This window comes from Pseudomonas sp. BB438, assembly GCF_057180225.1.
On sequence record NZ_CM170001.1, the window covers coordinates 3787477 to 3811283 of the forward strand.

The 23807-nt window shown below is 65.4% G+C and carries 21 protein-coding genes; 8 read left to right on the forward strand and 13 right to left on the reverse strand.

Annotation, left to right across the window (positions count from 1 at the left end):
• Position 1: 1 nt before the first annotated feature.
• The 6 genes from AC1ZV1_RS17340 to AC1ZV1_RS17365 form a co-directional block, all read right to left on the reverse strand.
• Positions 2-931: an electron transfer flavoprotein subunit alpha/FixB family protein gene (locus AC1ZV1_RS17340; RefSeq protein ID WP_484292794.1), complete on the reverse strand. Its 930-nt coding sequence runs from the start codon at positions 929-931 to the stop codon at positions 2-4.
• Positions 931-1695, reverse strand: coding sequence for an electron transfer flavoprotein subunit beta/FixA family protein (locus tag AC1ZV1_RS17345; RefSeq protein ID WP_484292795.1), 765 nt, complete (start codon positions 1693-1695; stop codon positions 931-933). Before AC1ZV1_RS17345 ends, AC1ZV1_RS17340 begins: the two co-directional genes overlap by 1 nt.
• Before the next feature lie 129 nt (positions 1696-1824).
• Complete coding sequence (locus AC1ZV1_RS17350) at positions 1825-3063, reverse strand: CaiB/BaiF CoA transferase family protein (RefSeq protein WP_484292796.1); 1239 nt, start codon at positions 3061-3063, stop codon at positions 1825-1827.
• A 22-nt stretch (positions 3064-3085) separates the two neighbouring features.
• Entirely contained in the window at positions 3086-4288 is a 1203-nt protein-coding gene (locus tag AC1ZV1_RS17355) for a 3-oxoadipyl-CoA thiolase (RefSeq protein ID WP_484292797.1), read from the reverse strand.
• Positions 4289-4321: 33 nt separating this feature from the next.
• On the reverse strand, positions 4322-5872 hold the full coding sequence (locus AC1ZV1_RS17360) for a 3-hydroxyacyl-CoA dehydrogenase (protein WP_484292798.1): 1551 nt from the start codon (positions 5870-5872) through the stop codon (positions 4322-4324).
• Complete coding sequence (locus AC1ZV1_RS17365) at positions 5869-6645, reverse strand: enoyl-CoA hydratase (protein WP_484292799.1); 777 nt, start codon at positions 6643-6645, stop codon at positions 5869-5871. Before AC1ZV1_RS17365 ends, AC1ZV1_RS17360 begins: the two co-directional genes overlap by 4 nt.
• 243 nt (positions 6646-6888) lie before the next feature.
• Between AC1ZV1_RS17365 and AC1ZV1_RS17370 the strand changes: the two genes are divergently transcribed.
• From AC1ZV1_RS17370 to AC1ZV1_RS17380, 3 genes are all read left to right on the forward strand, one after another.
• Complete coding sequence (locus tag AC1ZV1_RS17370; RefSeq protein ID WP_484292800.1) at positions 6889-7755, forward strand: IclR family transcriptional regulator; 867 nt, start codon at positions 6889-6891, stop codon at positions 7753-7755.
• Between the two features lie 58 nt (positions 7756-7813).
• The gene (locus tag AC1ZV1_RS17375; RefSeq protein ID WP_484292801.1) at positions 7814-8968 is read left to right on the forward strand and encodes an acyl-CoA dehydrogenase family protein; all 1155 of its coding nucleotides are present in this window, start codon (positions 7814-7816) and stop codon (positions 8966-8968) included.
• 116 nt (positions 8969-9084) lie between these two features.
• Positions 9085-10362, forward strand: coding sequence for an MFS transporter (locus AC1ZV1_RS17380; RefSeq protein WP_484292802.1), 1278 nt, complete (start codon positions 9085-9087; stop codon positions 10360-10362).
• A 143-nt stretch (positions 10363-10505) separates the two neighbouring features.
• Here AC1ZV1_RS17380 and AC1ZV1_RS17385 read toward each other — a convergent pair whose 3' ends face one another.
• Positions 10506-10715, reverse strand: a complete 210-nt coding sequence (locus AC1ZV1_RS17385) for a cold-shock protein (protein WP_017518411.1) — start codon at positions 10713-10715, stop codon at positions 10506-10508.
• A gap of 290 nt (positions 10716-11005) precedes the next feature.
• Here AC1ZV1_RS17385 and AC1ZV1_RS17390 point away from each other — a divergent pair, with 290 nt between their 5' ends.
• Complete coding sequence (locus AC1ZV1_RS17390) at positions 11006-11173, forward strand: hypothetical protein (protein ID WP_484292803.1); 168 nt, start codon at positions 11006-11008, stop codon at positions 11171-11173.
• A 46-nt stretch (positions 11174-11219) separates the two neighbouring features.
• Here AC1ZV1_RS17390 and otsA read toward each other — a convergent pair whose 3' ends face one another.
• The 4 genes from otsA to AC1ZV1_RS17410 form a co-directional block, all read right to left on the reverse strand.
• Positions 11220-12629, reverse strand: a complete 1410-nt coding sequence (otsA, locus tag AC1ZV1_RS17395; protein WP_484292804.1) for an alpha,alpha-trehalose-phosphate synthase (UDP-forming) — start codon at positions 12627-12629, stop codon at positions 11220-11222.
• On the reverse strand, positions 12611-14410 hold the full coding sequence (locus tag AC1ZV1_RS17400; protein WP_484292805.1) for a glycoside hydrolase family 15 protein: 1800 nt from the start codon (positions 14408-14410) through the stop codon (positions 12611-12613). The genes otsA and AC1ZV1_RS17400 overlap by 19 nt, the downstream gene beginning before the upstream one ends.
• Positions 14410-15222, reverse strand: coding sequence for a trehalose-phosphatase (otsB, locus tag AC1ZV1_RS17405; protein ID WP_484292806.1), 813 nt, complete (start codon positions 15220-15222; stop codon positions 14410-14412). Before otsB ends, AC1ZV1_RS17400 begins: the two co-directional genes overlap by 1 nt.
• A 251-nt stretch (positions 15223-15473) precedes the next feature.
• On the reverse strand, positions 15474-16925 hold the full coding sequence (locus AC1ZV1_RS17410; RefSeq protein WP_484292807.1) for an amino acid permease: 1452 nt from the start codon (positions 16923-16925) through the stop codon (positions 15474-15476).
• 296 nt (positions 16926-17221) lie between these two features.
• Between AC1ZV1_RS17410 and AC1ZV1_RS17415 the strand changes: the two genes are divergently transcribed.
• Entirely contained in the window at positions 17222-18448 is a 1227-nt protein-coding gene (locus AC1ZV1_RS17415; protein ID WP_484292808.1) for an EAL domain-containing response regulator, read from the forward strand.
• 399 nt (positions 18449-18847) lie between these two features.
• The gene (locus AC1ZV1_RS17420) at positions 18848-19717 is read left to right on the forward strand and encodes an SMP-30/gluconolactonase/LRE family protein (RefSeq protein ID WP_484292809.1); all 870 of its coding nucleotides are present in this window, start codon (positions 18848-18850) and stop codon (positions 19715-19717) included.
• A 27-nt stretch (positions 19718-19744) separates the two neighbouring features.
• Here the strand turns inward: AC1ZV1_RS17420 and AC1ZV1_RS17425 are convergent, their stop codons facing one another.
• Positions 19745-20656 (reverse strand): LysR family transcriptional regulator, encoded by a 912-nt coding sequence (locus tag AC1ZV1_RS17425; protein ID WP_484292810.1) that lies wholly within the window; start codon positions 20654-20656, stop codon positions 19745-19747.
• A 105-nt stretch (positions 20657-20761) separates the two neighbouring features.
• Between AC1ZV1_RS17425 and AC1ZV1_RS17430 the strand changes: the two genes are divergently transcribed.
• Positions 20762-21763, forward strand: coding sequence for a zinc-dependent alcohol dehydrogenase family protein (locus AC1ZV1_RS17430; protein ID WP_484292811.1), 1002 nt, complete (start codon positions 20762-20764; stop codon positions 21761-21763).
• Between the two features lie 58 nt (positions 21764-21821).
• Positions 21822-22715, forward strand: coding sequence for a LysR family transcriptional regulator (locus tag AC1ZV1_RS17435; protein WP_484292812.1), 894 nt, complete (start codon positions 21822-21824; stop codon positions 22713-22715).
• 41 nt (positions 22716-22756) lie between these two features.
• Here the strand turns inward: AC1ZV1_RS17435 and AC1ZV1_RS17440 are convergent, their stop codons facing one another.
• Positions 22757-23800, reverse strand: coding sequence for an NAD(P)-dependent alcohol dehydrogenase (locus AC1ZV1_RS17440; RefSeq protein ID WP_484292813.1), 1044 nt, complete (start codon positions 23798-23800; stop codon positions 22757-22759).
• Positions 23801-23807 lie beyond the last annotated feature (7 nt).

A 23807-nucleotide genomic window follows, 5' to 3' on the forward strand; every position in this document is an offset into this window, starting at 1 on the left:
ATCAGACGGCCTTTTCCAGCTCCGGTACAGCTTCGAACAGATCGGCAACCAGGCCGTAGTCGGCGACCTGGAAAATCGGCGCCTCTTCGTCCTTGTTGATCGCAACGATCACTTTCGAGTCCTTCATGCCCGCCAGGTGCTGGATGGCGCCGGAGATGCCGACGGCTACGTACAGCTGCGGAGCGACGATCTTGCCGGTCTGGCCGACCTGCATGTCGTTCGGCACGAAGCCAGCATCCACGGCAGCACGGGAAGCACCGACGGCAGCGCCCAGTTTGTCGGCCAGGGCGTAGAGGATCTTGAAGTTGTCGCCATTGCCCATACCGCGCCCGCCGGAAACGACGATCTTGGCAGCGGTCAGTTCCGGACGGTCGGACTTGGCCAGCTCTTCGCCGACGAAGGCAGACTTGCCGGCGTCAGCCGGGCCGGAAACGGCTTCAACAGCGGCGGAACCACCTTCGGCAGCGACGGCGTCGAAGCCGGTGCCACGCACGGTGATGACCTTGACGGCAGCCGAGGACTGCACGGTCGCGATGGCGTTACCGGCGTAGATCGGGCGCTTGAAGGTATCGGCGCTAACCACGTCGGTGATCTCGGAAATCTGGTCGACGTCCAGCAGGGCGGCAACGCGCGGCAGGAAGTTCTTGCCGTTGGTGGTGGCGGCAGCCAGCACGTGGCTGTAACCCTTTCCCAGCTCAGCGATCAGCGGAGCCACATTCTCCGGCAGCTGATGAGCGTAGGCAGCGTTGTCGGCGACCAGCACCTTGGAAACACCAGCGATCTTGGCAGCGGCTTCGGCCACGCCACCGACATTCTGGCCAGCGACCAGAACAACGACATCACCACCGATCTTCTGCGCGGCAGCGACGGTGTTCAGGGTGGCAGCGCCCAGTGCGCCGTTGTTGTGCTCAGCGATTACCAGGATAGCCATCAGATTACTTTCGCCTCGTTCTTCAGTTTCTCGACCAGTTCGGCCACCGACTTCACCTTGATACCGGCGCTGCGCGCAGCGGGCGCCTCCACCTTGAGCGTCCTCACGGTCGAGGCCGTGGAGATGCCCAACGCATCGGGAGTGAGGACGTCCAGCGGCTTCTTCTTCGCCTTCATGATGTTCGGCAGCGACGCGTAGCGCGGCTCGTTCAGGCGCAGGTCGGTGGTGACAATTGCCGGCAGGTTCAGGGCAACGGTCTGCAGGCCGCCGTCGATTTCACGGGTGACGTTGACCTTGTCACCAGCGACTTCGACCTTGGAGGCGAAGGTGCCCTGGGCGTAGCCGGTCAGCGCAGCCAGCATCTGGCCGGTCTGGTTGTTGTCGCTGTCGATGGCCTGCTTGCCGAGGATCACCAGCTGCGGCTGCTCTTTGTCGACAATGGCTTTCAGCGCCTTGGCAATGGCCAGGGAGCTCAGTTCTTCGTTGCCCTCACCCTTGACGGCCTCAACGAGGATGGCGCGATCGGCACCCAGAGCCAGCGCGGTACGCAGTTGCTCCTGGGCAGCGGTCGGGCCGACGGAGACCGCCACGATCTCGGTGGCGACGCCTTTCTCTTTCAGGCGTACTGCCTCTTCCACGGCGATTTCGCAGAAGGGGTTCATGGACATCTTGACGTTGGCGAGATCGACGCCGGAGTTGTCCGCCTTGACGCGGACCTTGACGTTGTAATCGACCACGCGTTTTACCGCGACCAGCACTTTCATTCGGTTGTTTCCTTGCCTGGCGCCGTACTGCAACGGCGCTGCGGTTGGGATGGGTTCGCGAGCAGGCCCACGCCTGCGAAGAGCAATGGGGGGAACGCCCCTCAGGAGTGAGCCTGCTCGCGAACGGACTCAGGCCTTGCCGAGTTGCTCGATCACACCCTCGGCCTTGAGCGCGGCCAGGCGCGCGTCGTCGAGCCCCAGGCGGCGCTTGAGCACCTCGTCGGTGTGTTCGCCGAGCATGGGCGCCGGGCGCTGGTATTCCACCGGCGTCTCGGACAGTTTCAGCGGGCTGCCGACCATGCGGAACGCAGGGTTCTGCGCGTGGGGAATCTCCACCAGCATGTCCCGGGCGACCACCTGCGGCTCGTCCAGCGCGCGGCCGATATCGTTGATCACCCCGACCGGCACCTTCATCGCGTGGATGCGGCGCACCCAGTTGTCTGCGGTGTCGCCCTGGAAGTGCTCGGCCAGCTTGCCGACGATCACGTCGCGGTTACGCACGCGGTCGGCGTTGCGGGTGAAACGCGGATCCTTCGGCAGTTCGGGCAGGCCGATGGCGTCGCACAGCGAGACGAACTGGCTGTCGTTGCCGCAGGCGATGATGAAATCCATGTCCCTCGCGCTGAACACCTGGTACGGCACGATGTTGACGTGGGCATTGCCCTGGCGGCCGGGCGAGCGGCCGGTGGCGAGGAAGTTCTGGCTCTGGTTGCCGAGCATGGCGACCTGCACGTCGAGCAGCGCCATGTCGCAATGCTGGCCGCGACCGGTCTTCTCCCGCGCCAGCAGCGCGGCCTGGATGGCGACCACCGAGTACAGGCCGGTCATGACGTCGGACACGGCGACACCGACCTTCTGCGGACCGGCACCGGGCACGCCGTCCTTCTCGCCGGTGATGCTCATCAACCCACCCATGCCCTGGATGATGAAGTCGTAGCCGGGCTCCTCGGCCCGCGGGCCGGTCTGGCCAAAGCCGGTGATGGAGCAGTAGACCAGGCGCGGATTGACCTTCGACAGGCTCTCGTAATCCAGCCCGTACTTGGCCAGCGAACCGGCCTTGTAGTTCTCGATCAGCACGTCGCACTCGCAGGCCAGCGCACGCACCAGCGCCTGGCCTTCGGGCGTCGCCAGGTTCAGCGCCACCGACAGCTTGTTGCGGTTGGTGGACTGGTAGTACGCCGCCTCGCTGCTGTCCGAGCCGTCGGCGGCCTTCATGTAGGGCGGGCCCCAGCCGCGAGTGTCGTCACCCACGCCAGGGCGTTCGATCTTGATCACTTCCGCGCCCAGGTCGGCCAGCACCTGGCCGCACCAGGGGCCGGCCAGCACGCGGCTGAGGTCGAGTACGCGGTATCCGCTCAAAGCACCCATCTTCAATTCCTCGCTGGCGCGCTCAGGCGCGCTCGATAACCATGGCGAGCCCCTGGCCCACGCCGATACACAGGCTGATCACCGCATAGCGTTGACCACTGCGCTGCAGCTGTCGCGCGACACTCAGCGCCAGCCGCGCGCCGGAAGCGCCCAGCGGGTGGCCGACGGCGATGGCGCCACCATTGGGGTTGACCCGCGGATCGTCGAAGTCCACGCCCAGGCCGTGCAGGCAACCGAGCACCTGGGAGGCGAAGGCTTCGTTGATCTCGATGATGTCCATGTCGGCCAGGGTCAGTTCGGCGCGGGCAAGCGCCTTGTTGATCGCCTCTACCGGGCCGACGCCCATGATGCGCGGCTCCACGCCGACCGCTGCGGCCGAGAGAATCCGCGCCAGTGGCTTGAGGCCGTGGCGCTCACCCGCCGCAGCGGAGCCGATCAGCAGCGCAGCCGCGCCGTCGTTGACGCCGGATGCGTTGCCGGCGGTGACCACGCCGCCTTCGGACAGCGGCTTCAGGCGCGCCAGCGCGGCTTCGTCGGAAGACGGACGCGGATGTTCGTCCTGCTCGACGATGTTCGGCGGCGTCTTGCGTCCGGTGGGGACGCTGACCGGCAGGATTTCCCCAGCGAAGAAACCGGCCTGACGGGCGGCTTCAAAGTTGGCCTGGGAACGGGCGGCGAAACGGTCGGCCTGTTCGCGGCTGATGCCGAACTCGCGGGCTACGTTGTCGCCGGTCTCCGGCATCGTGTCGTTGCCAAACCCGGCGATGATCTTCGGGTTGGGGAAGCGCGCGCCGATGGTGCTATCGAATACCGTCAGGTCGCGGCTGTAGGCGGCTTCGGCCTTGGCCATGACGAAGGGCGCGCGGGACATGCTTTCCACACCGCCAGCGACGAACAGTTCGCCTTCGCCACAGGTCACAGCGCGCGCCGCGTCGATGACGGCAGCCAGCCCGCTGGCGCACAGGCGGTTCACCGTCTGGCCCGCCACGGTCACCGGCAGGCCGGCGAGCAGCGCGGCATGGCGGGCGATGTTGCGGCTGTCTTCACCGGCCTGGTTGGTGTTGCCGAGGATCACGTCCTCGATGACCTCGCCCGGTACGTTGGTGCGGGCCAGCAGCTCGCGGATCACCTGGGCGATCAGGTCGTCCGGGCGCACTGGAGCGAGAGCGCCGCCGTGGCGGCCGAAGGGGGTACGCAGGCCGGCATAGATAAAGGCATTGAGCATGGAGGTCTCCTGGAAAGAGGTGGACGCCGGGCTTCAGCCCAGCGCGGGCTCGGCATGGCGCAGCGACAAGCCCAGCGCGGCGCGGCGACGCAGCCAGGGGCCGGGGCGGTAGCGGGCATCGCCGGTCAGGCCGGTCATGCGTTCGAGAATGGTCAGCAGGCGCGCCGGGCCGACGCTGTCGCCCCAGGCCAGCGGGCCTTGCGGATAGCCCAGGCCGCGGCGCACGCCTTCATCGAGGTCATCGACGCTGGCGATGCGCTGCTGGACGATGTCGCCGCCCAGGTTGACGATCAGCGCCAGTACGCGCTGGGCAACGAAGCCGACGCTGTCATTGATCAGCGTGACACCCACGCCGTCAGCCGCGAGCAGCGCATGGGCGGCGTCACGCATGGCGGTGGAAGTCGCCGGGTTCTGCATCAGGCAGCGGTGGCGCTGCAGGTCCAGCAGCAGGTCGATGCAGACCGTTCGCGCCGGGTCGGTGCCGAAGGTCTGGCAGGCCGTGGTGGCGTCGACGCCATAGGGAGCGAGCAGACACAGCGCGTCGCTGCTCGGTTGGGCGCCCTGCTCCAGGTTTGCGCCCAGCGTCTTCAGCAGTTCGCCGAGCGCTTCGCGATCCTGATCGTTCTCCGCGCCGATCCATACCGGCGGGAGCACGGCGACGTTCGGCACCGGTTGCGGCGCAGGCGGGTCGATCATCTTGCCGTCGGCATAGCGATAGAAACCACGCCCGACCTTGCGACCGACGAAGCCGGCCTCGAGCATCTGCCGGGTCAGCGCCGCCGGGCGATAGCGCGGTTCCTGGTAGAACTGGTTGTAGATGGACTCGATCACCGGGTGCGAGACATCCAGCGCAGTGAGGTCGAACAGCTCCAGCGGCCCCATGCGGAAGCCCAGCCCCTCGCGCAGGATGCGGTCGATATCAGCCGGCTCGGCGACAGCCTCCTTGAGCATCTGCAGCGCTTCGGTGCTGTAGGCGCGGCCGGCGTGGTTGATGATGAAGCCGGGAGTGTCCTTGGCGCGGATGCCGCGATGGCCCATGCGCGCGGCGAGCGCGACCAGGCTGTCGCCGACCTGCGGGTCGCTGGCCAGGCCGTCGATCACCTCGACCACCTTCATCAGCGGCACCGGGTTGAAGAAGTGGAAGCCCGCCACACGCTGCGGATGCTGGCAGCCACGGGCGATGCTGGTGACCGATAGCGACGAGGTGTTGGTGGCGAGGATGCACTCGGCGCCGACCACCGCTTCCAGCTCGGCCAGCAGCGCCTGCTTGGCGTCCAGCCGCTCGATGATCGCCTCGACCACCAGGTCGGAATCGGCCAGCTCGTCCAGGGAGCCGGCGACCAGCAGGCGCGCGAGGGTGGCGTCCACCTCCGCGGCAGTGATCTTGCCCTTCTCCGCCAGCTTGGCGAGGGTCCGGCCGAGGTTATCGCGGGCCGCTTGCGCAGCGCCGTCGCGGGCGTCGAAGAGTTTCACCTGGATGCCGGCCTGGGCGGCGATCTGGGCGATGCCGCTGCCCATGACGCCGGTGCCGACGATGGCCATGCGCTCAATGCGCTCGATACCTAACGAAAGGGTCATGCTCATTCCCCCAGGAAGCTGGCTTGGCGTTTTTCCAGGAAGGCAGCGGCCCCCTCCTTCTGGTCTTTCGAATCGAACAGCAGCTGGAAGGCCTTGCGCTCCAGGGTCAGGGCGCTGTCCAGCGGCAGGTCCGCGCCGGCAAGCATCACTTCCTTGATCTGCGCCACGGCCAGCGGCGGCAGCGCGGCGATTTCGGCGGCCAGCTCCAGCGCGCGCGGCAGCGTGCGCGCGTCTTCCACCACTTCGCTGAGCATGCCGATGGCCAGGGCCTCCGGCGCCTTGATCAGGCAGCCGGTCAGCGCAATGCGCATCGCCTGGAACTTGCCCACCGCGCGGATCAGCCGCTGGGTGCCGCCGGCACCGGGCATCAGGCCGAGCTTCACTTCCGGCTGGCCGAAGCGTGCCGACTCACCGGCAACGATGATGTCGCAGTGCATCGCCAGCTCGCAGCCGCCGCCCAGGGCAAAGCCGTTGACCGCGGCGATAATCGGTTTGGGGCAGCGCGAAATGGCTTCCCACAACAGCTCGGTATGGCGGCGGTACATCTCGATGGGGCTGGCCTGGGCGAATTCGCGGATGTCGGCCCCGGCGACGAAGCACTCCTCTCCCCCGGTGAGCACGACGGCGCGAACCGTCGCGTTGTCGCTCAGGGCGCGAAAGTGCTCGGCCAGTTGCTGGCGCACGGCGGCATTGAGGGCGTTCCTGGCTTCCGGACGATCGATGCGGACAACCGCCACGCCATCGGCCTGGATATCGAGATGAACCACGCTGGTATTCATTGGAGCTTTGACCTCACAATTGTTTCGCCTGACGAAACTACATTCCGTATTTCGATTTCATCATAGTGACACCGAATCCAGCCTGTAAACGGGGATGATCAACGCACCCTCTGAAAGCCTTTAAAACCAAGGCCTTGAATATTTTTACGGCCACTCCTGTACTAACTGGTTCAGAGCCATTACAATTTCGCTTGACGAAACTGTATTTTATTTTATTGATTTTCCGTGAATAGGGGTTCTACCATGCGCCGCAACAAGACGGAGATGGACTCGGCTGCGCCGACGAAAAACGAAGGTGAGATCGGCCTGCTGGAACGGGGACTGTATGACCCCGCCACGGCACTGAGCGACGAGGAAAACAGCGGCCAGTTCGTGACGGCCCTGGCTCGCGGCCTGGAGATCCTGCGCTGCTTCACGCCACGGGAAAACGTGCTGAGCAACCAGGACCTGGCCCGCAAGACCGACCTGCCCAAGCCGACCGTGACACGCCTGACCAACACCCTGATGCGCCTGGGTTGTCTCAAGCGTGAGGTGCATTCGGGCAAGTACCAGCTGGACGTCGGCGTGCTGGGCTTCGGCTACGCGATGCTGTCGAACCTGTCGATCCGGGCGGTGGCCCATCCGCTGATGGAGGAACTGGCCAACCACGCCCAGGCGGCGGTGGCCATGGCTGCCCGCGACCGTCTGCAGATGGTGTACCTGGACGTGGTCCAGGGACAGGGAAACATGACGATGCGCCGGCAGATCGGCAGTTACCTGCCGCTGGCGGCGAGTTCGGTGGGCCGCGCGTGCCTCGCGGCGATGCCGGAGAACGAGCGGGAATTCCTGCTCGAGCACATTCGCGAACGCGAACCGGAAAACTGGCCGGCCATCCGCAAGGGTCTGGACCGCGCCTTCAGGGACTTCACCGATTATGGCTATTGCCTGTCGATCGGCGAATGGCACCGCGACGTCAACTCCGTCGCCGTGCCCTTGGTACATCCGCAGTACGGGCTCCTGGCCTTCAACTGCGGCGGCCCGAGCTTCCAGCTGACACGCGAGAAGCTCGAGGACGACATCGGGCCCCGCCTGATCAACATGGTCAACAACATAGGTGCCGCCGCTCGCTGAATCTCGGGTGACGGTGCCTCGGAAGACAGGCCCGCTCGCGGGCCTTTGAGGAGTGCACATGATCCGAGACCCAGAAACGCTGCAGATACTTCTGGACTCCATCCACCAGTTCGTCGGCGAAGTGCTGATCCCGCGGGAGAACGAGGTCGCCGAGACCGACGCGATCCCGCAGGACATCGTCCAGCAGATGCGCGAGATGGGCCTGTTCGGCCTGACCATCCCCGAAGAATTCGGCGGCCTGGGCGTGACCATGGAAGAAGAGGTGAACATCACCTTTGAACTCGGCCGCACCTCCCCCGCCTTCCGCTCCTATATCGGCACCAACAACGGCATCGGTTCCATCGGCATCCTCATCGACGGCACGCCGGAGCAGAAAGCCCACTACCTTCCCAGGCTCGCCAGCGGCGAACTGCTCAGCGCCTTCTGCCTGACCGAGCCGGACTCGGGCTCCGACGCCGCCTCGCTGAAGACCACCGCCGTGCGCGATGGCGACTGCTATGTGCTCAACGGCACCAAGCGCTTCATCACCAACGCCCCGCACGCCGGCATCTATACCGTGATGGCGCGCACCAATCCGGCAATCAAGGGATCCGGCGGTATCAGCGCGTTCATCGTCGAACGCGGCACCCCGGGCATCTCCCTGGGCAAGCCGGACCACAAGATGGGCCAGAAAGGCGCGCACACCAGCGACGTGATCTTCGACAACGTGCGCATCCCCGCCGGCCAGTTGATCGGCGGCGTGGAAGGCGTGGGCTTCAAGACTGCCATGAAGGTGCTCGACAAGGGCCGCCTGCACATCGCCGCGCTGAGCGTCGGCGCCGCCGAGCGCATGCTCGACGACGCATTGAAGTACGCCCTGGAGCGCAAGCAGTTCGGCCAGCCGATCGCCGAGTTCCAGCTGATCCAGGCGATGCTCGCCGACAGCAAGGCCGAGATCTACGCCGCCCGCTGCATGGTGCTGGACGCAGCGCGCAAGCGCGATGAGGGCCGCAACGTCAGCACCGAAGCCTCCTGCGCGAAGATGTTCGCCACCGAGATGTGCGGCCGCGTTGCTGATCGCTGCGTCCAGATCCACGGCGGTGCCGGCTACGTCAGCGAGTACGCCATCGAGCGCTTCTACCGCGACGTCCGCCTGTTCCGACTCTACGAGGGCACCACGCAGATCCAGCAGGTGATCATCGCCCGCAACATGATCCGCGAAGCTCAGGGCTGATCCCACCAGAGCGGCACGGGGCCACGCACCTCGCGCCGCCACCCCAAAGCACCTGCCACACGCTTACCGAGGATCGGCACGCCGGTCCGCCAACAACTACAACAGGTAATTCGTTCATGGAAAACACTGCTTCCGCACCGGCTGCGAGCGCCGCCACCCAGAGCAAGACCTGGATCCTGGTCTTCGCCTTCTGCTTCCTCGGTCTGCTGATCGATGGCGCGGACCTGATGCTGCTGTCCTACAGCCTCACCAGCCTCAAGGCCGAGTTCGGCCTGAGCAACCTCCAGGCCGGCAGCCTGGGCAGCGTCACCCTGGCCGGCATGGCCTTCGGCGGCATCTACGGCGGCTGGGCATGTGATCGCTTCGGCCGGGTCAGGACGGTGGTCTGGACCATCGTGCTGTTCTCCGTCGGCACCGCGGTCCTCGGTCTCACCCACAATTACTGGCAGTTCGCCGCGGCGCGCTTCGTCGCCTCGCTGGGCCTCGGCGCACTGTACGTGGCCTGCAACACACTGATGGCCGAGTACGTGCCCACCAAGTACCGCACCACCGTGCTGGGCACCCTGCAGGCCGGCTGGTCGGTCGGCTACATCGTCGCTACCCTGCTGGCCGGCTGGATCCTGCCGGACCACGGCTGGCGCTACCTGTTCTACATCGCCATCATCCCGGTGGTGCTGGCCATCGCCATGCGCAAGCTGATCCCGGAACCCGCAGCCTGGGTCCAGGCACAGGCCGAACGCCAGCAGCGCAAGGCCGGCGCTCCTGTCGGAACCACCGCCGCTCCGCGTCAGAATGCCTTCCGCCAGATCTTCGCTGACCCGCGAGCCAGCCGCATGTTCCTGTTCTGGGCGCTCACCGCCGGATTCCTGCAGTTCGGCTACTACGGCGTGAACAACTGGATGCCGTCGTACCTGGAAACCGAGATGGGCATGAACTTCAAGGCCATGACCGCCTACCTGGTGGGCACCTACGCCGCGATGATCCTCGGCAAGGTACTGGCCGGCGTCGCCGCCGACTGGTTCGGCCGCCGCACCGTGTTCTCCTTCGGCGCCCTGGGTACCGCCGTGTTCCTGCCGGTGATCGTGCTGTTCCACAGCCCCGAGAACATTCTCTGGATGCTGGTAGTGTTCGGCTTCCTCTACGGCATCCCGTACGGCGTGAATGCGACTTACATGACCGAAAGCTTCGCCGCCGCCTTCCGCGGCACGGCAGTGGGCGGTGCGTACAATATCGGTCGCATCGGCGCAGCCATCGCCCCGGCGGTGATCGGCTTCCTCGCTACCCAGATGTCCATTGGCGTGGGCTTCCTGGTGATGGGCGCGGCGTACTTCATCTGCGGCGTGATCCCCGCCCTGCTGATCCGCGACAAGCAGTTCGACCCGCAGCAGGAATGACCTGAGCGCCCAGCCCCCAGCCACGAAAAACGCCCGGTGCACTGCACCGGGCGTTTTTCTTTGGGCGCCGCAAAGGAAAGCGGAGCAAATCGCAGGCAAAAAAAAGCCCCGCCGAAGCGGGGCTCTTTCGTCAGCGATGTCGATTAGACAGCGCGAACTTGTTCAGCTTGCGGGCCTTTCTGGCCAGCAGTCACAACGAAGCTGACCTTCTGGCCTTCGTCGAGGGACTTGTAGCCGTTGCCTTCGATCTGACGGAAGTGAACGAATACGTCCGGGCCGCTTTCCGGGGTGATGAAGCCGAAGCCCTTCTCAGCGTTGAACCACTTGACGATGCCGTTTTGACGATCGGACATGATGTTGTCTCCTAAAGAAATGCTAAAGGCCGGCCGAATGCCGACCGGCGATGAGCTGAATGCGTAGTGAAGAGGTGCCGAGGAGATGGAGCATCTTGTAGAAGAACATCAAGTCGCGGAACTCGTTACTGGGCAGGCAGCCCATGCAGAATACAAGGTTTGGCGCCGATTCATAGCTTTTTTTCACGACGGGCGGTGATTTTGACAAATGGTCGAGCTATCTCGGCGAAATTGGCGAAAGACGTGTAGGCTGGCCGGGCCGGTTTGGCGCCCAACGCAAAGGTGACTTCATGACTGATTCACAGCTGATTCGCGAACGTTCGGAGCTTGATGAAAAGATTGCCGCTTTCCTCTCCCAAGGTGGCGAAATCCAGGAAATCCCCGTTGGCCAACTGGCAGTGAAGGTCGAGCGGAAGTCGCAATGGGCCAAGTCCGAGGGCAAGAAACCCACGCCCTAGTCGTTGCATGCATGAAGAAAACCCCGCCAAGGCGGGGTTTTGCGTTTCAGTGGCCGAGGTAGTGGTTCGACAGCCAATTCAACGCCCTGCCCGGCCGCGTCAGCGCGTCGATGAAACTCGGCCCCCAGAAGCGGATGTCGTTGGCCTCCAGCACCGCATACATATCCCGGTGGCGTGCCTGGCGCTCCTTGAGCGGCATGCGCAGGGCCTGTTGCATGGCATCGGCCAGGGCGTCGCGGTCATGGGGGTTGATGATCAGCGCGCCGCCCAGTTCGGCCGCGGCGCCGGCGAACTGGGAGAGGATCAGCACGCCGGGGTCGTCCGGGTCCTGGGCGGCGACGAATTCCTTGGCCACCAGGTTCATCCCGTCCCGTAGTGGCGTCACCAGGCCGATCCGCGCACGGCGCATGACCATGGCGATGTCCGCGCGCTGGTGATTGCGCGCCACATAACGCAGCGGCACCCAGGACACGGCGCCGAAGCGGCCATTGATGTGCCCTACCCGCGCGCTCACGGCGGCGTCGATGTCGGCGTACTCGGGGATATCCTGGCGGCTCCCCGGCGAGATCTGCAGGCAGGTCACGCGGTTATGCCAGGCGGGGTTGCGCTCCAGGAAGCGCTCGTAGCCGTCCAACCGATTGACGATGCCCTTCGAATAGTCGAGCCGGTCTACACCCACCATCAGCGCCCGGCCACCCAGGCTTTCGCGCAAGTCCTCGGCGGCCTGGCTCTGCGAGGCCTCCTCGGCGAGCTGACGAAAACCAGCGGCGTCCACGCCCACCGGGAACACGCCGACGCGAAAATGCTGGTCCTCCAGGTGGTATCGGCGGCCATCGGGCGTCGCCGCCCCGACCACCCGCGTGAGGTAGCGGGCGAAGTTGCTGGCGTCATTCTCGGTCTGGAAGCCGATCAGGTTGTACTCGGTGAGCGCGCGGATCAATTCGTCGTGGTGCGGCAGCGCGGTGATGAGGTCGGCCGGCGGCATCGGAATGTGCAGGAAGAAGCCGATGCGATTGGCGTGCCCGCGCTGCCTCAAGGCCAGGGCCAGCGGAATCAGGTGGTAGTCGTGGACCCAGAGGACATCATCGTCTTCCAGCAGCGGGCTGAGGCGCTCGGCGAAGAACTCGTTGACCCGCTGGTAGCCGCCAAACTCGGCTTCGTTGAACTCGGCCAGGTCCACCCGGTAATGCAGGATCGGCCAGAGCACGCGGTTGGCAAAACCGTTGTAGTACTCGTCGAAGTCCTGCGGATGCAGGTCGGTGAGGACGTACTGCAGATTGTCGCGCTGCACCATGGTCGGCGGGCCCGGCTCCTCGGCCTTCTCGCCGCTCCAGCCGAACCAGATGCCCTCGCGGTTGCGCATGGCAGCGTCTACCGCCACCGCCAGCCCGCCAGGCGCCGGGCCGTTTTCATCGGGGATCGCGACCCGGTTGGATATCACCACGAGGCGCGGCATAGACCGTCCTCCCAGCCAATGGAAAGACGCATGGCGGAGTTGATCAGCCCGGCCATGGAGTAGGTCTGCGGAATGTTCCCCCAGAGCTCGCCGGTGTCCGGGTGCAGGTCCTCCGAGAGCAGCCCGTAACGGTTGCGCGCGGCGATCAGTTGCTCGAACAGCTGCCGCGCCTCGTCGACGCGGCCGATAGCCGCCAGCGCATCGAGGTACCAGAACTTCACCACCAGGAAGGCCGTCTCCGGCACGCCGAAGTCATCTGCCGCGGCGTAGCGCAGCATCTGTCCGTTGACGTTGAGCTCACGGCCGATGCACTCGACCGTCGCAATGAAGCGCGGATCGTCCGCCTCGATGAGGCCCAACTCGTTCATCAGCAGCACGCTGGCATCGAGATCGTCATGACCGAAGGCGCCGGTGAAGCACTGCTTCGTCTCGCTCCAGGCCTCGGCCAGGATGCGCTCGCGCAGGTTGGCTGCCTTATCCATCCAGACTCCGGCGTCCTCGCTGCGCCCCAGGCGCTTGGCGATGCGTGCTACGCGATCGCAGGCAACCCAACAAAGCAGCGCGGAGTGGGTATGGATGCGCTGGCGGCCACGGTATTCCCAGATACCGGCATCCGGCTCGAAGGCCGCGTGTACGGCCTTCGCCGCGAGGCTCTCCAGCAACTGCAGCATGCCCTCGCGGCTGGGATTGGGCAGGCGCTCGTCGACGAAGCTCTGCAACACCGCCAGGGCCACCGAGCCGAAGACGTCGTGCTGGTTCTGGTCCACCGCCTGGTTGCCGACACGCACCGGTGCATGGTTGAGGAAACCGGCGAGGTCCGGTTCGACACGCTCGGTGAGGTCCTGGTTCGGAATGATCCCGTACAGCGGCTTGAGTGCGGCATCACCGCTGGCCACCGTGGTAATGAAGTCGATGTAGCCCTCCATGGTCCGCGTGGCCCCCAGGCGATTGAGCGCGAGGATCACGAAATAGGCGTCACGCAGCCAGCAGTAGCGGTAGTCCCAGTTGCGCTGGGAGTCCGGCGCCTCCGGCACGGAGGTGGTGGCGGCGGCGATGATCGCCCCGGTGTCCTCGAAATTGCACAATTTCAGCGTGATGGCCGAGCGGATCACCACTGACTGCCATTCGAAGCAGATGGCCAGCCCGCGCACCCAGTCGTGCCAGTGGTTCTGGGTGCGCTTGAGGTAATCGAGCACGACTTCGCCCGGCGCATTGCCCAGCGGTTCGTCGAGTCCGATCACCAGGCTCACCGGGTGACGCAGGGCAAACGGAGTTTCGTGCTGGATGTAGGCCAGCGGCGCATCGGTGGTCAGGCGCAGCGGCTCCTCGCCCTCCAGATAGCGAATATGGCTGGAACCGGCGGTGCCCCGGCTGGGCTTGCCGTAGCCATGGGTCGGCCGCACACGCAGGACGATCTTGGGTACGCCTTCGATGGGCTCGATCAGCCGGCACAGTTGCGCTGGGCGATAGAGGTGGCCGTGCTGCAGGAACCGCGGGGCGAAGTCGGTGATGCGCACCGCCCCGCCGCTGTCGTCGCGCAACACGGTGGTGATGATTGCCGTGTTGCGCTGGTAGTCGGATGTACTGCTGACCTGGTTCTCCAGCACCACATCGGCAAAGCCTTTCTCGTCATCGCCGGCCAGCAGCCGGGAGAACGCGGGATCGCTGTCAAAGTTCGGGTAGCACCACCAGACCAGTCGCGCCTGCGGGTTGACCAGGGCGGCCACCCGACAATTGCCGATCAGGCCCAGTTCCAGAGCACCGTCGTGCCGGTTCGTCATCAGTGGCTTCCTCTTGCTGCTTGCATGAGTGCTTCACGGACTTGCGCCGCGTCGCTGAACACCGCGCTGGCGCCGGGCAAGGCTCGCCCGACGGACAGGCCGAGACCGCCCAGGGCGGGCATCAGCGCGATAGCGGGTTCGTCGGTGACGTCGTCGCCGATATACAGCGGCAGGCGTCCGGAGAAGCCCGGCGTACCCAGCAGCCGCTGGATCGCCCGGGCCTTGTCGATCCCCTCGGGAACGACTTCGTAGACGTGCTTGCCATTGAGCAGTCGCAGCCCGGCGCCTTCGGGCGCGCGCAGCAACGCCTGCAGCTCGCCGCGCAGGTCCGCAGCCAACGAGTGGGCAGAGCGGTAGTGCAGCGCGTAGCTGCTGCCCTTGTCCTCGGCATGGACGCCGATATGTCGGTTCGCCAGGGCGTTCAACCGCACTCGCACACAGGCGGGCAGGTCCTTGGTGGTGTGGCGCAGCGGGCTGTCGCCGCTCTCGCGCCAGTGGGCGCCATGGCCGCCGCTGGCGGCGAGGCGCAAGGGTTGGAAGAGCCGGTCGAGTTCTTCGATCGGGCGGCCGCTGATCAGGGCCAGGGCACCGTCGAGTCCGCGATGCAGGTGTGTGAGCGCATCGAGCAGCCCGTGCGGTACGGCGACCGCGTCGGGTGATTCGGCGATGTCCAGAAGGGTTCCGTCGACATCCAGGAACAGTGCAATCTGCTGAGGTCGGCTGAGCCAGAGGTTCAGCAGCGCAGTGGCTGAGGCCTCGCTATGCGGGACCATGGCCGTGTCGACAGGTCCCCGTGGTACAGGACGTGACATGAGCCATTTCTCCATGTTCAGGGCGTGCCGCGCGGCCGTGGGGAGCCGGCGCGGACGTGAAAGGGAGCCCAAGGACCCTAACATGTGGGACCACGAGGGTCGACCTCGGGTTTCACCGGCTTGTGCCACCGAGAAGGCGCAGACCAGAGTGTGCGGGGGCTGAAACTGGGGACCGGGCAGCCAGAAAAATCGACTGGAGTCGAAACGACTCCGCCCGCCGGGTTCAGGTGGGCGGAGTCCAGAGCGAAGGCTTACAGGACCAGATGGCCCGACCACAGACCGAGCAGGCCGGCCAGGGCCATGGCGATCACGGCGAGGCAGACGATCCACTCCACGGCGCTGAGTTTCGCCCGCTGCTCGCGTTTGCCGAGGATGAACAGCGGCAGGCCGACAGCCCAGACCACGGCGGCCAGCAGCACGTATTTCAGGCCTGCGCCGTAGAGCATGAACAGCACGAAGCACACGGCGAAGGCCGACAGAGCCATTTCCCCATGACGGCCGTGCGCGTTGGCGCCTTCATAGCCGCGCCCGTTGCAGGCGCTCTTGAAGGCGTACATCGAGGACAGCAGATAGGGAATCAGCGCCAGCGACGTGGAGAACGACAGCAGCGCGAGGTAGCCGGCATGGCTGAAACCGGCCACCAGCATCATGGCCTGGGCAATCCCGGTGGTGAGCCACATGGCGTTGCGCGGCGCACCGTTGGCATTGAGCCGACCGAGCCACCCGGTGGCGCTATGGCCCCGCCCGGACAGCATCACTTCCTCGGCGCTCAGGGCGACCCAGGCGATCAGTGCACCGACCACGGAAACGATCAGGCAGATATTGATCAGCATGCCGCCCCACGGGCCGACCATCGCGGCCATCAGCCCGGCCATGGATGGCTGGTGCAGTTGGGTGATCTGCGCGGCAGGCAGGATACCCAGTGCCAGTACCGAGGTACCGACCAGCAGCAGCGAAACGATGATGGCCCCCAGAGTGGAGGCCTTGGCCACGTCCGACAGCTTGCGCGCGCGAGTGGCGTAGATGGTGCCGGACTCCAGGCCGATCAGCGTCCACATGGCCGCCAGCAGCACTGTCTTGCTCTGTTCGAAGATCGATGTGCCGTGGCTCTGGCCACGGAAGTCGGTGAGGAACACGCGGCTGTCGAAGTGATAGATCGCCAGTCCCAGGAACAGCACGATGGGCACCACCTTGGCGACGGTGGCGACGTTGTTCACCGTGGTGCTGGTTTTCACTCCGCGCAGCACCAGCGCGTTGATCACCCAGAGCAGTGCCGAGGCCGCGAAGATGGCGGGCCAGGTGGTGCCGTCACCGAACCAGGAGAAGATCCCGAAGGCGCCCAGTGCGCTGAAGATCACCACCAGGTAGGAAGCGTTGCCGATCGCATCGCCGGCGCCGTGGCCGTATGCGCCGATGAAGCCGCCGATGTGGCCGAAGCCGGCCTTGGACCAACCGTAGATGCCGTCGTCGATGTCGGGTTGGCGCAGGGTGAGGTTCCGGTACACCGACACCAGCGAGAGCATGCCGAAGGCCACGATGGCCCAGCCGCAGAGGATCCCGAGGGCGCCGGCGCCGCCGGTGAGCGTGGCGGGCAGGGCGAAGATGCCCGAGCCAATCGCGCTGCCGACGATGAGTGAGGTGAGGCCGAACAGACCGACCTTGCCGTCGCCTGCCCCGCCCTCCACGTGACGTAGATGCTTCATGATTCGACTCCTTCCGAGATGGCCCTGGCGGGTCGGTGCTTCCGTTGTAGTCCCGGAACGTCGACGTGAAACTGACCTGAGGCAGGCTTGAACCTGTCCAGCGCTCGAACTTCTTCGAGATCTTCTGCAGGCCTGTTGACGCGCCGCAATACACACAGCGCGCGTGACCGATGGGCAGGAATGAGGACAGTTCCCAGGAGTCGGATTTACCTGACATAGAAACTGGAATGCTCCGCCTCACAGACGAGACGCCGTTTTCGAGAATGAAGCGAGCCTGTCTTCCGTGAGAAACCATCATGCCTCAGCTCTCCGCGCTCGTGCTCCAGGCCTCCGGCCTGCGCCGGTCGACCACAGTCATCGCATTGCATCATCTGGGCTACAGCTTCCTGTCGGAGACATCCAGCAGCGCCGCCGCGCTGGACCGACTGCGCAGCCAGGGCAGCGTCCACCTGCTGATCTGCGACATGCGCGTCGATCCCATGGATCGCCTGGAATTTATCCAGACCGTAGCCCGCGAGCGCCTGGCCCACGATGTGATCGTCAGTGGGGAAATGGCACCGGACACGCGAAGCGCCCTCTCCCGTCTGCTGCAGTTGCAGGGTATGAAGATGTTCTGGCTGGGCAACGAGGCAGCAACCCTGGAGCGCCTTCGCCGGCTGCTCAGCGAAGTCCAGCCTTCGAGTGACCCGAGTGGGCCCTCCCTGGTTGGCGCGGACGCGAGCAACGTCGACGCAAACGCCCGCTTGCCTGCGCACGGCAGGTTGCGTGCCTACCTGCAGCCCAAGGTCAACGTCACCACCCAGCAGGTCTACGGATTCGAGGTGCTGGCACGTTGGCAGCAGGACGATGGTGTGATTCGTGCTCCCGGCGACTTCATCCCGGCCCTGCGTCGAGCGGGCCAACTGGACGGCATGCTGTTCGAGCTGATGCGCCAGGCCATCGAGTCTCTGCGCATCCACGGTGACCCTGAACTGAAGCTGTCCTTCAACCTGGAAACCGAACAGATCGCACGGCTCGGCTTCGCTGCCGCCGTGGAGCGCCACCTGCGCGCGCTGGATATCGACCCCAGGCGCATCACCTTCGAACTGACCGAGTCCTCGCCGCTGCACTCGCCCGCCCTCAGCCTGGAAAACGTGCTGCGCCTCCGGCTGCTGGGCTGCGGCCTGGCCATCGACGACTTTGGCTGTGGTCACTCGACACTGCAGCGTCTGATGCAGTTGCCCTTCACCGAGCTGAAGCTCGATCGCCACCTGCTCGCCGATATGAATCATGGCGATCCACGTCGCCTGATCGTGCTGCAGCACACCTTGGTGCTAGGTCGTGAACTGGGCTTGCGGGTGATCGCGGAAGGCGTGGAGAACACGGCTCAGCTTCGTTACCTGCAGCAACTGGGATGCGATTGTGCGCAGGGTTTTCTGTTCGGCAAGCCGACGGATGCCAGCCAGGTCGATACCTTCCTGCGCAATGCGCCGGCCCAGTTGCAAAGGCTGGAAGCGATTCGGACGACGCGCGCGGTGCAATAAGGCGCGGAAAAGAAAACGGCTGTTGCGGACTTCCTGTTCGCAACAGCCGTCTGGATTGTCCTCAGCAAAGGACACAGCGATTGTAGGCCAATGGCCATCAGACTTTCTTCCCAGTTCTCCCGCATACATGGGAAATTGATACAAAAACTGCAGACAGCGGCAATTTATCGCTCCGATCCGGCGATTTAGCGGCACATTCGTCCCAGTACTGTCCACTACACGACTATTCGGCACGTCGCGTCCCGGACATCACGTGAAACAGTACGTACCTCGGTGCTATAGCCCGACACTGAACTGTCTGGTTAACATGCCCGGCCGCACGCTGGACGCCAGGAAGGCAAGCCACCCGCCAGACACAGGTAACAGCGCCGACTCACCCACAGCCTTGGCCACCGCTGCATGTCCCTGACCGCCACACGCCCGCCCCGCTCCGTGTTCCGTGTAGCCCTCTCCGTCACCAGCCTGGTTGTCGCCTCGGCTGTCGGCTTCTTCATCTGGCAGGACTTCTATCCGGTGCAGAGCGCCAAGGGCTGGTCCTACGACGTTCTCCATGAGGACGTGAAGAAGGCCGCGTCACTGGTGCCGCTGCCCGACGGCGGACTGCTGGTGAGCCAGGAACTGAAGGACAACCAGGGCAACATCCTGCACATCGCCGCCGACGGCACACGCCAGGTGATGATCGACGGCCTGTCCAAGCCCGATGGCATGGTTGCTGCGCAAGGTGGCTGGGTGTTCAGCCAGGAAAAGGACGGCAAGCCGGTGCAATGGCTCAAGGACGGCAAGGTCAGCGACCTGTTCATGGGCAACTCGGTCCAGGGGCTCTGGAACGACGGCGACCATCTCTACGCCATCGAGGACAGCCACGACAACGGCCGCCTGATGCGCTATCGCTGGAGCGATGGTCAGCTGACCGTGCTGCGCGAACAGCTGCAGGAGACCGAGTCCATCACCCGCTGTACCGATGGCAACCTGCTCTACTCCGAGAAGGAAAAGGGCCTGGTGCACCGTTTCAGCGAAGACGGCAAGGACCCGGTGCTGCTCTCCGGGCTGAACAAGCCCACCTTCCTGATGTGCGACGAGCGCGGCCTGTGGATCAGCGAAGACTCCACCCACCGCGCCCGCCTGCTGCTGTGGGACGGCAAGGGCGAACCACGCACCATCCTGTCCTTCCTCAAGGCGCCGCAGTCCATCGTCGCCGACGGCAAGGGCGGTTACCTGCTCGCTGAGGGTGGCCGCAACCGCGTGCTGCAACTTACTCCAGCCAAGTGACGCCTGCGGGCGGGCGACCTGCCCGCCCTACTCCTGCACCGGCGTCACCAGACCGGGTATCACCTCGACCAGTGCATCAATCGCCAGGCGCACCTTGCGCGGCAACTGGCTGGTCTGCAGCCAGGTCGCGTACACGTCGTAGGGAAAGCCCGACTGCTCCGCCAGCAACTCCTCCAGCTCGCCCGCCAGAATGGCATCGCGCACCAGCCAGTAGGGCAGCCAGGCCAGCCCGAAGCCACGAAGCGCCGCGTCGGCGATGGCGGCCAGGTCGTCGAAACGCAGCCGTGAGCCTGGCGCGAACTCGACCGGCGGCTGTCCCTCGCAGGGGAACAGCCAGGGTTTGATCCGCCCCGAGCGGTGATAGACCAGCACGTGGTGTCCGGCCAGTTCCTCGATACTCTCCGGCCGCCCGTATTTCGCCAAGTACACCGGCGCGGCGCAGACCACCATGCGCTGCCGGGCGATACGGCGGGCGATGATGCCATCCCTAGGCTGCGGGTCGCCGGTGCGGATGGCCAGGTCGATCTGCTCTTCCGCCAGGTCCGTCAGGCGATCGCTGAAGCGCAGGTCCAGCTCCAGTAGCGGATAGCGCTGCGCGAGCGCCAACAGGACCGGCGCCACGCAGCGACGGCCGAAATGCACGGGCATGGCCACCCGCAGCTTGCCCCGCGGTTCGGACACCTCTCCAGCCGCCAGGATATCCGCGGCCTCGGCATCGGCCAGCAACGCCCGACAACGCTCGTAGTAGATCCGCCCCGCCTCCGTCAGGCTCTGCCGGCGCGTACTGCGCAGCAGCAACTGGGCGCCCAGCCGTTCTTCGAGAAAGCGCACATGCTTGCCCACCATTGGCGCGGACATCTCCAGGGCATCCGCCGCCGCCGCGAAGGACCCGAGGTCCACCGCGCGGACGAACACTTCCATGCTGGTCAGACGATCCATTCGAAACTCCTGATTTCGACTAACCGCTTCTATACGCCATTTATTGGGTCAATCCCATCGCTGATAGTGGTTTTACGTCAAACCAATTTCGTATGGGAGTACCACATGGAAAACATCAAGACCCGCACCGTTCGTTTCCACCAGTTCGGCGGCCCGGAAGTCCTGCGCATCGAGCCGGTCGAAATGCGCCAACCCGGCGCGGATGAAGTGACCATCCGGGTCAAGGCCCTGGGGCTGAACCGCGCCGAGTCCCTGCTCCGTACTGATCGCTACATCGAGAGCCCGCAGCTACCCTCCGGCCTGGGGCTCGAAGCCACAGGCGTGGTCGAGGCGGTGGGAAGCGCGGTACGCGAATTCGCCCCGGGGGATGCAGTGAGCATCCTGCCGCCAACCTCGATGAAGGAGGAGCCGACTCACGCCGAGCACCTGGTAGTGCCGCAGGGGCGCCTGGTGAAGAACCCGCCGGGACAAGCCTGGAGCGAAGCTGCCGCCACCTGGATGCAGTACCTCACCGCCTATGGCGCGCTGGTCCAGGTGGCCGGGCTGCACGAAGGAGACGTCGTCGTCATCACTGCAGCGTCGAGCAGCGTCGGTCTCGCCGCTATCCAGATAGCCCGCCGCGTGGGCGCGGTGCCCATCGCCGTTACCCGTACCTCAGCCAAGCGCGAAGCCCTGCTGAAAGCGGGCGCTGCCGAAGTGATTGCCAGCGAAGAGGAAAACCTGCGCAGCCGCCTGCTCGAGGTCATTGGCGAGATCGGCGCACGGGTCGTGTTCGACCCGGTAGGTGGCCCGATCTTCGAAGCGCTGACCGCCGCCATGGCCGACGGCGGCATGCTCATCGAGTACGGCGGCCTGAGCCCCGAGCCCACGACCTTCCCGCTGTTCGAAGTGCTGAGCCGCTCACTGATCCTGCGCGGCTATCGCGTCTATGAAGTGCTGGAGGACCCGGCCCGCTTGCAGGACGCCAGGCATTTCATCTTCACCGGCCTGGCCGACGGCTCGTTGCGCCCGGTGATTGCCCGCCGCTTCGCCTTCGATGAGATAGTCGAGGCTTACCGCTACCTGGAATCCAACCAGCAGTTCGGCAAAGTCGTGGTCACGCTCTAGCCATCGGATACACTGCCCCAGCGCGGCTCCCCGCCGCGCATGAGGCAGCGGAGCCGAGATGCCAAGGGAAAACTTCAACGACCTGATCGCGTTCGTCACCGTGGCGCGTGAAGGCAGCTTCACCAAGGCGGCGGCGCAGCTGGGGGTTTCTCAGTCGGCGCTGAGCCACACCATCCGCGCGCTGGAGACCCGGCTGGGGCTGCGCCTGCTCAGCCGGACCACCCGCAGCGTCTCCCCCACCGAGGCTGGCGAACGCCTGATGCAGACCCTGGCGCCGCGTTTCGAGGAGATCGAAGCGGAGCTGGCAGCGCTCAGCGACTTCCGCGACAAGCCGGTCGGCACCCTGCGCATCACCGCCGCCGAGCACGCCGCGAGCACCGTGCTCTGGCCGAAGCTGGCGACGGTGCTGCCGCACTACCCGGACATCCGGGTCGAGGTCAGCATCGACTACGGCCTGACCGACATCGCCGCCGAGCGCTTCGACGCGGGTGTGCGACTGGGCGACCAGGTGGCCAAGGACATGATCGCCGTGCGCATTGCGCCGGACCTGCGCATGGCGGTCGTCGCAAGCCCCGCCTACCTGGCGCGCAAGGGCAGCCCGCAGGATGTGCAGGCACTCGCTGCACATGACTGCCTGAACCTGCGCCTGCCCACCTACGGCGGGCTGATGGCCTGGGAGTTCGTCAAGGATGGCCATGAAGTGAAGGCACGGGTGGAAGGCCAGCTGACCTTCAACAGCAGCCCGCACATCCTGCGTGCCACGCTGGACGGTTTCGGCCTGGCCTACCTGCCCGAGGACATGGTCACCGAGCACGTCGCCGCCGGACGCCTGGCGAAGGTGCTGGAGGACTGGTGCCCGACCTTCCCCGGCTACCACCTCTACTACCCGAGCCGACGACAGAAATCCCGTGCCTTCTCGGTGCTGGTGGATGCACTGCGCCACCAGGAATGAAGGCCGGGCGCATGCGCCCGGCGTGCTGCCTCAGGAGCGGATCAAGCCAGGGTGGCCAGGTCGATGACGAAGCGGTAGCGCACGTCGGAACGCTCCATGCGCTCGAAGGCATGGTTGATCTCGTCCATGCGGATCATCTCGCACTCCGGCAGGATGTTCTTCTTGCCACAGAAATCGAGCATCTCCTGAGTCTCGGCGATCCCGCCAATGGGTGAGCCGGCGATGCGCCTGCGCCCCAGCAGCAGCGGAATGCTGCTGATGTCGTCGATGGGACCGACCTGCCCGACCATCACCAGGGTGCCGTCGATATCCAGCAGCGGCATGTAGGGCTTCAGGTCATGCCTCACCGGCACGGTATCGATGATCAGGTCGAAGCTGTTGGCCGCCGCCCTCATCGCTTGCGCATCGGACGACACCAGCAGCGCATCGGCGCCCAGCTCCCTGGCATCCGCGCGCTTGTCCGCCGTGCGGCTGAGCACGGTCACCGTAGCGCCCAGGCCAACCGCCAGCTTCACCGCCATGTGCCCCAGCCCACCGAGGCCGACCACGCCGACGCGGCTGCCCGGCCCGACGTTCCAGGTGCGCAGCGGCGAGTAGGTGGTGATACCCGCGCACAACAGCGGTGCGGCCTTGCTCAGGTCCAGGCCGTCCGGCACGCGCAGGACGAACTCCTCGCGCACGACCAGTTGCTTCGAGTACCCGCCCTGGGTCGCTTCGCGGGTCAACCGATCAACGCCGTTGTAGGTCTGGGTATTGCCCTGCCGGCACAGTTGTTCCTCGCCCTTGCGGCACTGGTCGCACGCCTGGCAGGAGTCCACCATGCAGCCCACCGCCACGGCGTCGCCGACCTTGTAGCGCGTCACTTTCGGTCCGATGGCGGTAACCCGGCCGACGATCTCGTGGCCCGGCACCATTGGGTAGCGGCTGAAACCCCAATCGTTGCGGGCCTGGTGCAGGTCGGAATGGCAGACGCCGCAGTAGAGGACGTCCATCGCCACATCGTTGTCGCGCAACGAACGGCGCTCGAAGGTGAAGGGCCCCAGCGGGTCCTGCGGATTCTGCGCGGCGTATCCAAGGGTCTTCATCGGTATG